General features: G+C 45.0%; 12 protein-coding genes. 7 read left to right on the forward strand and 5 right to left on the reverse strand.

The window, feature by feature from the left end; translation table 11 throughout:
- Positions 1 to 2,866 (forward strand): T9SS type A sorting domain-containing protein (locus AAE02nite_RS20970; RefSeq protein ID WP_146902678.1); only part of this gene is annotated, 2,866 nt, incomplete at its 5' end.
- Positions 2,867 to 3,346: 480 nt separating this feature from the next.
- Here the strand turns inward: AAE02nite_RS20970 and AAE02nite_RS20975 are convergent.
- Both AAE02nite_RS20975 and AAE02nite_RS20980 read right to left on the reverse strand, forming a co-directional pair.
- Positions 3,347 to 3,946, reverse strand: coding sequence for a hypothetical protein (locus tag AAE02nite_RS20975; protein WP_146902681.1), 600 nt, complete (start codon positions 3,944 to 3,946; stop codon positions 3,347 to 3,349).
- Between the two features lie 78 nt (positions 3,947 to 4,024).
- Positions 4,025 to 5,410, reverse strand: coding sequence for a dicarboxylate/amino acid:cation symporter (locus tag AAE02nite_RS20980; protein WP_146902684.1), 1,386 nt, complete (start codon positions 5,408 to 5,410; stop codon positions 4,025 to 4,027).
- A gap of 390 nt (positions 5,411 to 5,800) precedes the next feature.
- Between AAE02nite_RS20980 and AAE02nite_RS20985 the strand changes: the two genes are divergently transcribed.
- The gene (locus tag AAE02nite_RS20985; RefSeq protein WP_146902687.1) at positions 5,801 to 6,790 is read left to right on the forward strand and encodes a dipeptide epimerase; all 990 of its coding nucleotides are present in this window, start codon (positions 5,801 to 5,803) and stop codon (positions 6,788 to 6,790) included.
- Positions 6,791 to 6,797: 7 nt separating this feature from the next.
- On the opposite strand, the gene AAE02nite_RS20990 is transcribed toward AAE02nite_RS20985, so the two are convergent.
- Entirely contained in the window at positions 6,798 to 7,304 is a 507-nt protein-coding gene (locus AAE02nite_RS20990) for a DUF4199 domain-containing protein (RefSeq protein WP_146902690.1), read from the reverse strand.
- Positions 7,305 to 7,774: 470 nt separating this feature from the next.
- Between AAE02nite_RS20990 and AAE02nite_RS20995 the strand changes: the two genes are divergently transcribed.
- From AAE02nite_RS20995 to AAE02nite_RS21005, 3 genes are all read left to right on the forward strand, one after another.
- Positions 7,775 to 8,224 carry a MarR family winged helix-turn-helix transcriptional regulator gene (locus AAE02nite_RS20995; protein WP_146902693.1) on the forward strand — a complete coding sequence of 150 codons (450 nt, stop codon included), beginning with the start codon at positions 7,775 to 7,777 and terminating at the stop codon, positions 8,222 to 8,224.
- Between the two features lie 53 nt (positions 8,225 to 8,277).
- Positions 8,278 to 8,943 carry a YceI family protein gene (locus AAE02nite_RS21000; RefSeq protein ID WP_146902696.1) on the forward strand — a complete coding sequence of 222 codons (666 nt, stop codon included), beginning with the start codon at positions 8,278 to 8,280 and terminating at the stop codon, positions 8,941 to 8,943.
- Between the two features lie 136 nt (positions 8,944 to 9,079).
- Positions 9,080 to 9,997, forward strand: coding sequence for a cation diffusion facilitator family transporter (locus AAE02nite_RS21005; RefSeq protein WP_246151209.1), 918 nt, complete (start codon positions 9,080 to 9,082; stop codon positions 9,995 to 9,997).
- 33 nt (positions 9,998 to 10,030) lie between these two features.
- Here AAE02nite_RS21005 and AAE02nite_RS21010 read toward each other — a convergent pair whose 3' ends face one another.
- Together AAE02nite_RS21010 and AAE02nite_RS21015 are read right to left on the reverse strand one after the other, a co-directional pair.
- Positions 10,031 to 10,762: a Dph6-related ATP pyrophosphatase gene (locus AAE02nite_RS21010; protein ID WP_146902700.1), complete on the reverse strand. Its 732-nt coding sequence runs from the start codon at positions 10,760 to 10,762 to the stop codon at positions 10,031 to 10,033.
- Positions 10,763 to 10,867: 105 nt separating this feature from the next.
- Complete coding sequence (locus tag AAE02nite_RS21015) at positions 10,868 to 11,419, reverse strand: hypothetical protein (RefSeq protein WP_146902703.1); 552 nt, start codon at positions 11,417 to 11,419, stop codon at positions 10,868 to 10,870.
- Positions 11,420 to 11,642: 223 nt separating this feature from the next.
- On the opposite strand from AAE02nite_RS21015, the gene AAE02nite_RS21020 reads away from it, so the two are divergent.
- Both AAE02nite_RS21020 and recR read left to right on the forward strand, forming a co-directional pair.
- Positions 11,643 to 11,924 (forward strand): ATP-dependent Clp protease adaptor ClpS, encoded by a 282-nt coding sequence (locus AAE02nite_RS21020; RefSeq protein ID WP_146902706.1) that lies wholly within the window; start codon positions 11,643 to 11,645, stop codon positions 11,922 to 11,924.
- 13 nt (positions 11,925 to 11,937) lie between these two features.
- Positions 11,938 to 12,543 (forward strand): recombination mediator RecR, encoded by a 606-nt coding sequence (gene recR, locus AAE02nite_RS21025; protein ID WP_146902709.1) that lies wholly within the window; start codon positions 11,938 to 11,940, stop codon positions 12,541 to 12,543.
- The last annotated feature ends 104 nt before the right edge of the window (positions 12,544 to 12,647 follow it).

A 12,647-nucleotide genomic window follows, 5' to 3' on the forward strand; every position in this document is an offset into this window, starting at 1 on the left:
GGGTAATATGCTTACCAATACAACCTTAGCTGCTGGTAGCTTAACCGTAGCCGCTAATTATACTGGTACCATTACTTTGCAGTTAGCCAGTCCTGATCCAACAGGTCCTTGCCCAGCCGTAACGGATACCAGAATTATTAATATCAGCCCTGCTGCTACAGTAGAAGCTGGCGGTCCCTTAGCGGCTTGTCAATCTACAACCGCTCAAGTAGTAGCTTTAACCGGCGCCAGTGCAACTGGTGGTACCGCAACTTGGTCTATAGTTACTGCTAATCCGGCTAACGCGGGTGTTACTTTAGCTAATGCCACTTTGGCTGCTGGTAGTGTAAATATACCGGCAAATTACACCGGTACCATTACTGTGAGATTAACCGTAGCTGACCCGGATGGAGAAGGTCCTTGTCAGGCCGTAAGTGATGAACGCACCATTATTATCAATCCAAGAGCTATAGTGGAAGCCGGTGGACCTGACAACAGGTGTCAATCAACAAGCGCTCAGGTGATAGCATTAACTGGAGCCAGCGTAACGGGTGGTGCCTCTAATGGTACCTGGTCTATAATATCATCTGTGCCTGCTGGAGCTAATTCTTTAACAAATACAACCTTAGCTGCCGGTAGCGTAACTGTAGCTGCTAACTATATTGGTACTATTACCCTAAGGTTAACCAGTACCGACCCAGATGGTGCAGGTCCTTGCCCAGCGGTAACCGATGATAGAATAATTAATATCAGCCCAGCGGCAACGGTAGAAGCAGGTGAACCATTAACGGCTTGCCAAACTACAACCGCACAAGTAGTAGCTTTAACCGGCGCCAGCGCAACTGGTGGAGCAGGTGTCTGGACAATAGTTTCTTCTGTTCCGGCTGGTGCTAATACCATAGGCAATAATACTGCTGTAAGTGGTACGCTGAATGTGGCAGCAAACTATACTGGTGTAATTACCTTAAAACTAACCGTAGCTGACCCAGATGGTGCAGGCCCTTGCCAGGCAGTAGAAGATGAAAGAACCGTTACTATTTATCCAAGAGTAATAGTAGAAGCAGGTGGTCCGGACAATCGTTGTCAATCACCCACTGCTCAGGTTATCGCTTTAACCGGCGCTAGTGTAACAGGTGGCGCAACAACTGGTACCTGGTCGATAGTATCTTCTAGTCCAGCCAATGCGGGTAATATGCTTACCAATACAACCTTAGCTGCTGGTAGCTTAACCGTAGCCGCTAATTATACTGGTACCATTACTTTGCAATTAGCCAGTCCTGACCCAACAGGTCCTTGCCCAGCCATAACGGATACCAGAATTATTAATATCAGCCCGGCTGCTACGGTAGAAGCTGGTGAACCAATCAGTGTTTGTCAGTCTGCTTCTGCTCAAAGTGTAGCTTTAACCGGCGCCAATGCTACTGGTGGTACTGCTACCTGGTCCGTTGTTTCGTCTAATCCAGTTAATGCGGGGATTACCTTATCCAATAATACTCTTGCCAGCGGAAGTTTGAGTGTACCGGCAAATTATACCGGTTCGGTTGTAGTAAGGTTATCCGTTGCTGACCCAGATGGCGCTGGCCCTTGTCAGGCAGTAAGTGATGAGAGAACTATCACCATTTATCCGGGTGTTACTGTAGAAGCTGGCGGACCGAATGATGTTTGTCAATCTGCGAATCCTGCAGCCATTGCTTTAACAGGAGCAACCATTGGTGGTGGCGCCACAACCGGTGCCTGGTCTATTGTTTCCGGTGGTGGTACCTTAAGTACTACAGCCCAGGTTGCCAACCCGGCTACTGTAACCTACACACCGGCACCCAACTTTACAGGTATGGTAACGCTGCGGCTAACAACCAACGATCCTAGTGGTCCATGCGGTGCAAATAATGACACCAGGATAATTAATGTTTATCCAGCTGCTACTTTGAATGCCGGTGGTCCTTACGTAGTGCCGTGTGCCGTTAATGGCGGTGTTCGTCAGGTTACCTTAGCACCTATCTTTGGTGGAGGCGCAACCTCTGTTACCTGGAGTGTTCCTGCTGGAATGGGTACGGTAGTAAATAATGTTTATACGCCAAGTGCAACTGCTCTGGCAGCTGGTACACCGGTTATATTAACAGCTATGACTAATGACCCTGCCGGACCTTGCCCTATCGTAAGTGCCCAAGTAACCGTAACCTTTGCCGTTTGCAATCCGCCACAAGGTTGTACTTTAGGTTACTGGAAAAACCACACTGACCGGTGGTGCAGCAGTTATACACCTAACACCTTGTATAGGAATGTGTTTGTAAATGCCCCAGCAGAGTTTTATAACCTGACCTTATTACAAGCGTTGAATTTAGGTGGCGGCGGTATCTATAACTTAGCTCGTCAATCAGTAGCTGCTTTACTCAATATCTGCAGCAGCGGAGCAAACGATATAAATTATAATCCAGCATTCCCAACTATAACTTCTTTGGTTACTGCTGTAAACACTGCTTATAGAACAGGAGGCACTGCACCAGGTACGTTGGCATCTACCTTGGATACCTACAACAACGCCGGCTGTCCATTGGGCGGTACCCCTGCTACTACTGCAGCCTACAAAAAATCGCCAACCGGGGATGATTTATTAGGGGCTGGTGCCGGTACCGAGCTGAGTGCCTTTCCGAACCCATACACCGATAAAGCTACCATTGAGTTCAGCCTGCAAGAAGGTGGTGAATATACTTTGGTGCTGCACGATGTTAAAGGCAGCGTGGTTAAACGCATCAGCGCTGGAAAAGCCGAAGCTGGTAAAAAATACAGCTTCGAAATAGGCAATAACAACATGCCGGAAGGTATCTACATTGCCCGCCTGAGCACTGATAAGTTTAACAAAGTAGTAAGAATAAGCCTGAGAAGGTAAGCCCACCGGAAGTCATTCCGAACGGTAAATAGAAAGGCCGGAGTTTTCGCTCCGGCTTTTTTTTATTCTTAGCGAAGCTGTTTAGCTTTAATAACAACTAGTCGGAAACAGTTGCTCTGGCTGCGAAGGCTCCAGGAAGTATTCTGGCGGGACTGATCAGATGGGTGGTAAAACCAAATCGCATTTACATCCTTTCATAGCTAATTAACAAATATTATTAAAACCCTCAGAGCAATATTTCCTGTATTTTACTATTGAATATAGTTTGTACTATTTGGTATAATATCCCCCTTGTGGCAACACATTCTACTCAAAACAGCATGACGCAACAGTTTTAGCGTTTTAACAAAAACGACAAACTAAAATGCCTCTCCCAACTTATTTGGAAGAGGCATTTTTTATTTTCAGAGATTATTAAGCCAATCGAATTTTCGGATTAAACAATATTCTTGCCTGAGCAAATGCTCACAAAAATAAAATTTACTTATTCGCTTCGGGTTTGGGCGGGTTAATCATGATGTGGGCGCCGTGGGTGCCGGGATGCATAATCCAGGGCATGGCCGGACCTTCGGGTTTCAGGGGCAGACCGGTGCTTTCGGCGGTGGCGTAAGGAATATACACCACGTAGCGCAGGTAACCATTTTTTACTTCGCCGGTAGTAACATTATAGTTTTCTTCGGGTGCCGAAAAAACGAATAGGGTAGAGGGTTGCTTGGGCATGGCCAGTTTGCCGGCTTTTACTTCCTGTTCGCGGGCATCAAAAATTTCCTGACCTTTTTTACCTTCCTTCCGCAGTTCCTGCCCCCGGGTCATAAAGGGTTGTAAATCTTTGTGGTAACACGAGGCCGAAAAGCCGGGTTCAGTTGGGTTATCGGCCACACATATAAGTTCGTTGGTACCTTTGCGCAAAACGGCCATTCCCTTGGGAGTATATCCGTACACGGTAGCGCCGGCTCTTTTATCGGCCGGAGCCGCCAGTACTGCCGATTTTATCTGCAGCTCCGGAGATGGGATCATTGTCTGCGCCAGGGTACTATAGCTTGTCAGACCCAATACGGCAAAAGTTAATATTCTTTTCATAGGTTTCGGGTTTAGCTAAAAAGGTAATAAATATTTCCGGAATAATAACTATTAACTAATGGAGATTACTACCTGCGGTTAAATTTCTTCTACTTCCTGCATTACCAGGCTGGGATTGTCCTCAAATTCACCTTCCCAGCGGGCGACAATGGCTGAGGCCAGACAGTTGCCCACCACGTTAACCGCCGTACGCGCCATATCCATTAATTCATCAATTCCTAAAATAATAAAAATGGGCTCTACCGGCAGGTTAAAAGAAGCAGCGGTACCCAATAATATTACCAGCGAGGCCCGCGGAACGCCGGCAACACCTTTACTTGTGAGCATCAGGGTGAAAACCATGAGTAATTGCTGCTCCCAGGGCATGTGGATGCCGGCGGCCTGGGCCACAAATATGGAGGCTAACGACAAATAAAGCGTAGTCCCGTCCAGGTTAAAGCTGTAACCCATAGGCATTACAAAAGCTACTATTTTACGCGGCACACCTATTTTTTCCATAGCTTCCATGGCCCGGGGCAAAGCGGCTTCGGAACTGGTGGTGGCAAAGGCAATCGAAACGGGTTCGGCAATGGCCTGCACAAAGCGTTTAATCGGAATCCGGAACATCAGGGCCGCTGGTACCAACACCGCCAAAATAAACACCAGCAGCGCTACATATAAAGTAGCCAGTAGCTTAAATAAATTTACCAGAATGCCAAAACCCATGTGGCCCACCGTATAAGCAATGGCGGCGCCTACCGCTACCGGCGCAAACAGCATAATAATATTTGTAAACTTAAACATGGTTTCAGCCAGGCTTTCGGTTACTTCCAGCAAAGGCCGCCGCCGGTTTTCGGCCAGCATGGCCAGGCCAATTCCGAACAAAATACTGAAGACCACAATTTGCAAAACCTCGCCTTCGGCTATAGATTTAGCAATATTTTCCGGGAATATATGCAGAATAATATCGCTGACGGATTGCTTTGGCGGTGCTTGAATACTGGCCGTTTCGGCGCCGCGCAGCACAATGCCCTCACCGGCCCGGCTGATATTAATGGCCGCCAGCCCAATAAATAAGGCAAGAGTGGTAACTACTTCAAAATAAATAATAGCTTTTAAACCCATGCTCCCCACCTGTTTCAGGTTAGAGTGGCCCGCAATACCTACTACCAGGGTAGCGAAAATGAGTGGGGCAATTATGGTTTTAATCAGGCGCAGAAATATTTTACTCAGTAAATTCAGGTTCTGGGCAAAATCCGGAAAGCTGTAACCTATCTCGGCCCCAATTACCATACTGGCCAATATCCAGGTAGTCAGCGATTTTTTACGGAAGGCATAAAATATTAGTAAAGCAATGCCTACCCAGCGCAATACCCCCAGGGCCAGCGGTGAAAGGTGGATAAATCCGTAATTTTCCAGTACCGTCAGGATGGCGGCAATGGTAAGTACAAGTAAAGTAATTAGTAATATCCGGGATTTACTCATATAAGAATACCGTGTGGAAAAGGTTTACCTGACCCCGCTGCCTAAAAGGACTAATAAAATAAAGAACGCCCCTTGGTAGTTTGATTTAAAACCCACCTTAATATTTAATAATTATTAATGGGTAAAAACAAAAAAGGGCAGTTATCAATCCGGTCGGGCTAACTGAAATTCGGTTATATCCTTTTGTTTATTTAGATTTTTAGCTTTAAGAAGCTACAAATATATTATTTTCTTCTGGATATTCAGGTGGGAGTGGCCAGTCGGGCCAGCACCATTCCATAGTAACTCGCCGGAAAATTATCGGCTGGTTTTTTGGTTTATAAAAAGGAAATAATTAATTCTGCCATCTTTATAACCGCGCCTTTTTCTCACCGGCTTAAATTTATTTTTATGCTTCGTTGGCATATCGAGTCCAAGCAATTGCAGTTACGTTATACCTGGAAAATTTCCCGAAACAGCTCGGACGAAAAAACCAATTTATTTATCCGGGTGGCCGACCGGCGCTTTGTGGGGATTGGAGAAGCTGCGCCCAATATCCGATACGGCGAAACGGCCCAAGAACTGACCCGGCAATACGAATCGCTGGTAGAAAACGGGTTGGAGTTGATCCGTTCGCTGGAAGATTTGCAAGTGCTGCTCTCGTTGTATCCGCCGGCCAATTCCTTGCGGTTTGCCATTGAGTCGGCATATATTCATTATTTCTGCCAGAAAAAAGGTATTACGGTAGTAGAATTTTTAGGCTTGCGCCTGCCCCAATCCGTATCAACCGCTTTTTCGTTGCCGATTATGGATCCGGCGCTGGTGCCGGCCTTTATCCGCGATAACAACCTGAACCGGTTTGGCAACCTGAAAGTAAAAGTAAACCAGGAAGAAGGGCTTAATTTGGTGCGCCAGGTGGCCTCGGTTAGCACCAAGCCTCTGATTGTAGATGCCAACGAAGCCTGGAACGACCCGGATGAATTGCTCGTTTTTCTGGAAAAGCTAAAACGCTTCCGGATTTCTTTTATTGAACAACCCCTGCCGGCGGCCCAAACCGAAGCGTATACCTATCTGCGCCAGCACACCCCTTACGATATTTTTGCCGACGAATCGGTTACGAACGAGGCCGACTTCGAATTGTTGCAGAAACAGTTTCACGGGGTAAACATGAAACTGATGAAAGCCGGTGGGTATTTAAACGGCCTGCATATATTAGAGCAAACCCGCCAGCGCGGCTTAAAAACCATGGTGGGCTGTATGATCGAAACTTCTTTAGGTATTTGGTCGGCTATGCAGTTATGCCAGGGCGTTTACCAGGCCGATTTAGATGGTTTCCTGATTTTAAAAAACGAGCCTTTCGGCATTGTGGAAGAAAAGAATGGCGAACTTTTAATTCCCTGAAAGCAGATTAAGCTTCATCCTGCCTTTTAGTTTTGAGTAAACCCGCCATAATCAGCGAAAACAAACTGCCGGCCGCCAGATAACCACCAAAAGACCGTAAAGCCTGCGGTAAAGGTTGAAATATTTCGCGGGTTACCATCTCATTCGACTGAATCTGCACCTCGGTGGCGCCTTGCTGCTCCAGGGTTTGCCGTTTTAGGTTAACCATAAAGTCTACAAAACCCGGGTTAATATATTGCAGATACACAAACGTAAAGGCCGCTGTTATAACCCCGGCAAATATGGAGATTACCACCCCGGCCAGCACGCCCTGCCAGAAATTTATACGCCCGGCCCGATCGTGGTTGCGGTAAGCCCTGATACCAAAATAAATACCCAGAATAGTAAAAAGGAGTGCTGCAAAGCCGGTGTAACGGCCAACTTCGGAGCCATGAAAACCTGCCAGAAACTCCAGGTACATCCAACCCGAAATGACCAGCCCAGTTATTAAACCATAAATAGCAAGTGTTTTCATAAGAAGGCAGATACGTTTGGCATGTTGCTACAGACAATAGCATTGCCAATCGCAAACTAAAGAGATACCAGACAATAAAAAAAGCTAATCATAAAATATGATTAGCTTTTTGGGACTATTATGAAAAAACTAAGGAAGAAACCTTAAAATAACCGCCAATACCGAACTATGTACCAACTTAATCCAACCTTTTAATTATTACTTCTTCCTTCTTTTTTTACGAAATTAAACCTGGTTAATAATTTTTTTTATACTTAAATATTAACCGGTAAATACTGAAATATTAACTGTTTCAGGATAAGTACTTATCTGGTAGTGTTTACTAGCCCAGTTTTATATTTAATGATTATTGTGCTAAGAAAGCAAGCAGCGGGTTTTTCTTTAAAGATTGAACTAAAATAAAACCAAAAAATGTTTTTACATTAAATGTATATACATATATTTGTAACGAAATCGTAATACAGGCAGGTATGCGGATAGAAGAAGAGATAAAACAACCGGTATTTAAAAGTGTACACCAGAAAGCACTTATTAACCTGATTTATTCGGCCGGGTGGATAGAACAACGGCAAGCCGAATTATTACGGGCTTATGGGTTGACTTTACCCCAGTATAATATTTTACGGATTTTGCGGGGGCAGCATCCCAAACCAGCCACGGTAAATCTGCTGATTGAACGCATGCTGGATAAAACTTCTAACGCCTCGCGTATTGTAGATAAACTTGTCGCCAAAGGCCTGGTAAGTCGCACCCAATGCGAGCACGACCGCCGCACCGTAGATGTACTAATTACCCAAGCGGGTTTAGACTTATTAGAACGGGTAGTAACCGATACCAAAGATGCTTTTTTTGGTTTGCAGCATTTAACCGAAGCCGAAGCCGAAACCCTTAATCATTTGCTGGATAAAATCCGCAGTTAAGTATAAAAAGAAAATTTTCATATTATCAATTCCTTTATAATTCCTTTTAAATCATGAGAAAAACTATTTTTTCTGCCCTAGTTCTGGCAAGCCTATTATTTTCTGGTAATGTAAATGCCCAGGAGAATATTGCTTTTGCATCTGTAAATAAAGTTACCAAAGCCAAAGGTGTAACCGCTACGGCTTATAAAATTGATCCGGCGCAAAGCACTATGACCTGGAACGGTAAAAAAGTGACCGGCGAGCATAATGGTACCATTAAAATTGCCAGCGGCGAACTGCAGGCCGATAAAAATAAAGTGGTAGGCGGCAATGTGCTTATTGATATGAACAGCATTGTGAACCTGGATGTTACCGATAAAGATTATAACCAGAAATTAGTAGGCCACTTAAAGTCTGATGATTTCTTCTCGACAGAGAAACACCCGAATGCTACTTTTAAATTAACAAAAGTAACGCCGGTAAAAAGTGCGAAAGCTAGTGCTGCTAATGCTACCGTAAACGGTTTGCTAACCATTAAAGGTATTACGCAACCTGTTAGCTTTCCGGCAGTAGTAAACGTGCAAGGCAATACCATTACCGCCAAATCCGATGCTGTTACTTTAGACCGCACCAAGTGGGATATACGGTATGGTTCTAAAAGCTTTTTCGAAAACATCGGCGACAAAGCTATTCATGACGATTTTACCGTACAGTTTAACCTGGTAGCTAAAAAATAAGCTAACTTTTTAGGCGTTAATTTAGTAATCTGCTTCGTGGTTGTTTCGGCAACGGCGAAGCAGATTTGCTTTTACCGGATTACTCCCGAACTTTGCCGCCGAATAAATCAGGAAACTCAGCTTAAAATATTAACCCTTGACTGTAGCCAAACCATCTACGTTGCCGCACCCGGCTTATAAAGGCCTTAGATCTACCCTAATTAGTATCTTGGTTAGCATGGGTTTGGTCATTATTAAAGGTACGGCGGGTATTTTGGGTAATTCTTACGCCCTCATAGCCGATGCCATCGAGTCGGCTTCGGATGTATTCAGCTCTTTAATATTATTTGCCGGCCTGCGCATTGCGGCCAAAGCCCCCGATAAAGATCATCCTTACGGACACGGTAAAGCTGAACCACTCGCGGCCACGATTATTGCCCTTACCATGACGGCGGCTGCGATTTTAATTGTGGTAGAAAGTATCAGCAATATTTTAACGCCTCATGAAGTACCTAAAACTTTTACATTGTGGGTGCTGGGGGCTGTAATTCTGGTAAAGGAGGTTTTATTCCGGTTTATAATAAAAATAGGGGAGGAAGCGGATAGTACCGCCGTTAAAGCCGATGCCTGGCACCACCGGAGCGATGCCATTACTTCGGGTGCCGCCTTTATTGGAATTTCTATTGCACTGATTGGGGGCAAGGGTTACGAGGTGGCCGATGATTATGCCGCCCTGATTGCCGCCGTTATTATTTTTTTAAACGCTTACCGGGTGTTTCGGCCGGCCCTGAACGAGGTTATGGATGCTGCGCCGTCGGCCGATATTATTCAGGAAGTGAAAGTGTTGGCCAGCGATGTGCCCGGGGTGAAAGGCCTGGAAAAATGCTTTGTCCGGAAAATGGGTTTTGAGCTGTTTGTTGATTTGCATGTACTCGTGGACGGTGATTTATCGGTGCGGGAAGGCCACGATATTGCCCACGCCGTAAAAGCGGTAATTCTGGATGCCAATCCCCGCATTTACGATGTGCTCATTCACGTAGAGCCCTTAGATGCCACCCACGAACCTTACTTTTAGGAGCCACCGTGTTTTCTAATTTTTTAAGAATATTTAAGAAGGCTCCGGAATTAAATCGCAGAACCAGAATTTAGTATCGTAAGCCGGGGTATTATTGGTGCCACATTCAGCATCTTTATCAGCTGCAGGGGTGTAATCCCGCATTATTATTTCCCCTGGTTTAAAGTTTACCGGGTTATTAAATAGCGGCCCATCATAAACAAAGGAGTGGTATTCGCCATTTTCGCCAGCCGGGTCTACAGGGGCAGGTAAATCCTGCAAAAGTGCGGCATCTAAGTCTTGGCCAATAAACGCACGTCCCAATCGTTGATCGCTTACACAAACTAGTTTTGCCCGGAAGCCTGACGCGATAAAATCCTGCACCAGTCCTGTTGTGTTTGCACCCCATAACGGAAAATATGCCTGCATTCCAATCTGGTTTAATTTCTCTTCGCGGTAACGGCGTAAATCTTCCAGGAAAATATCGCCAAAAATACCCGTGGTAATTCCTTCTATTTTAAAACCTTGCAAGGCTTCCGCCATGCGTGCCTCGTATTCGCCCATACTGGTATTTTCGGGCACCCACACAATTTTTAAAGGAATACCAATGGCCTGGGCCTGTTGTTCCAGCAAAGCCAGCCGTACGCCGTGCATCGAAACGCGCTGGTATGCTTCATTCACCGTTGTTAGTAAATATTTAACCCGGTATTGCGGTTCTTGTAAAATCCGGTATAAACCCAAAGCCGAATCTTTACCGCCACTCCAGGCAAAAAAAGCGTCTGTCATGTTGTGGAATGCGTGAGTTGATGAATGCGTGAATGAGCTAATAATTTTGAATAGTAACCTATAATTAGAAATCAGGTTGAACTTTAAAGTAAGCCGCAAGGGTGTTTATTCCACCTCAAATTCCCGGGGTACGTCGAAGGTAAGATGGATGCGCTGGCTGCGGCTATGCACCTGGTCCAGGAAGTTATCTAAATCGGCTTTGTACTCCAGGTGGTAATCTTCGTGCAGGTTTTTCCGGATAAGTTTGGTGGTGCGCAAAAGCAAACGGGCCGTACCTGCAAAAAAACTCTTGTAGCGGCTTTCGAACTGACCGGTAAAATTATCGAATATCAGGCGGAGTAAGTATAAGTTCAAATCTATTTCGGCTTTAACATCTTTGGTTATTCGTTTAAACCGGGCAATTTCTTTTACCGATTTCCGCAACGAACGATTAATATTTTTGCTGAGGTTACGGCCGCTTACCCCGTACATGTGCTCGTGTATAACCTCGGAAGTTTCTTCAAAAACCTGTTCCAGGGTGCGGTCGGGTAATAGTTCGTAAGCCAGCAAATCGTATAGCTCGGCATCGCGCCGCACGGCCCGCAAAATAATGGCTTCTTTTTCTTTATCGGATAAATTTTTTAAGACTTTCTTAAAATCGGCGGAGGGTACTGGCATAAGCAAGATAAAAGAGCATGGCTTTATTTTAAACCGGTAAAACAAACAGTTGCAGCATAGGTTTTAATTATTCTTTTCAGATGCAACTGGCTGCTAGGCAGCATAAAATAAATTTTGTAACCATTCAGGAAACAGAAAAAGTATAATACAAAGTGGGGCGAAAGTTAAACAGAAATAAGCAGTTTTCTTTTAAAAGACGGCTTATTTTCGTAATTTTGTAACTATGAGGACAGAGACCGAAATAGCATTTCAGGAAGATGTATTGCTTCTGGAAGAAGTAATAGACCTGAAGAATCTGGTTGTGTATAACGACGATTTTAATACTTTTGAGCACGTTATTCAAACGTTGATTGAAGTATGCAAACATGCGCCGGAGCAAGCCGAACAATGTACCTACCTGATTCATTACAAAGGTAAATGCACCGTAAAAGTAGGTACTTACGAAGAGCTGGAAGCCATGTGTTCGGCTATTCACGACCGGGGCATTTCGGCGGATATTGTATAACCCTAACGCTTAAATGAATTTTCCGTCAAAGTTAATAGAGAATGCAGTTGATGAGTTGGCAAAACTTCCGGGAATTGGCCGGAAAACGGCGTTGCGGTTGGTGCTGCATTTGTTAAAAGAAGAAACCACCGAAACCCAATCTTTATCGGCCGCGCTGGTAAAAATGCGCGAGGACATTACTTACTGTAAAAATTGCCACAATATTTCGGATACCGAAATATGTAATATTTGCGCCAATCCGCTCCGCGACCGTAGTATGTTGTGTGTGGTAAGCGACATCCGCGATGTGATTGCCATCGAGAATACGGGCCAATACAAAGGCTTATACCACGTGCTGGGCGGCGTTATTTCGCCCATCGAAGGTATTGGGCCTTCAGATTTAACCATTGGCTCGCTGGTAGATCGTTTAGACGATTCGGAAGTAAAAGAAATTGTACTGGCTATCAGCCCGACCATGGAAGGTGATACCACTGCCTTTTATATTACCCGCAAACTGCGCGATTCTAAGGTTCGGATTACCACCATTGCCCGGGGCGTACCCGTTGGCGGCGAATTGGAATATACCGATGAAATTACGCTGGGCCGCAGTATTATCGAACGAACTTCTTACAGTAAATAGGTTTACTTTAGTTAAGTTTAAGGCTTAACTCCCAAAAAGCTACTGATTTACGCAGTAGCTTTTTTTATTTCGTTTATGCTCGTTCCGCACTCACCCGGGCAGCA

The sequence above is a fragment of the Adhaeribacter aerolatus genome, from assembly GCF_007991635.1.
Lineage (GTDB): Bacteria > Bacteroidota > Bacteroidia > Cytophagales > Hymenobacteraceae > Adhaeribacter > Adhaeribacter aerolatus.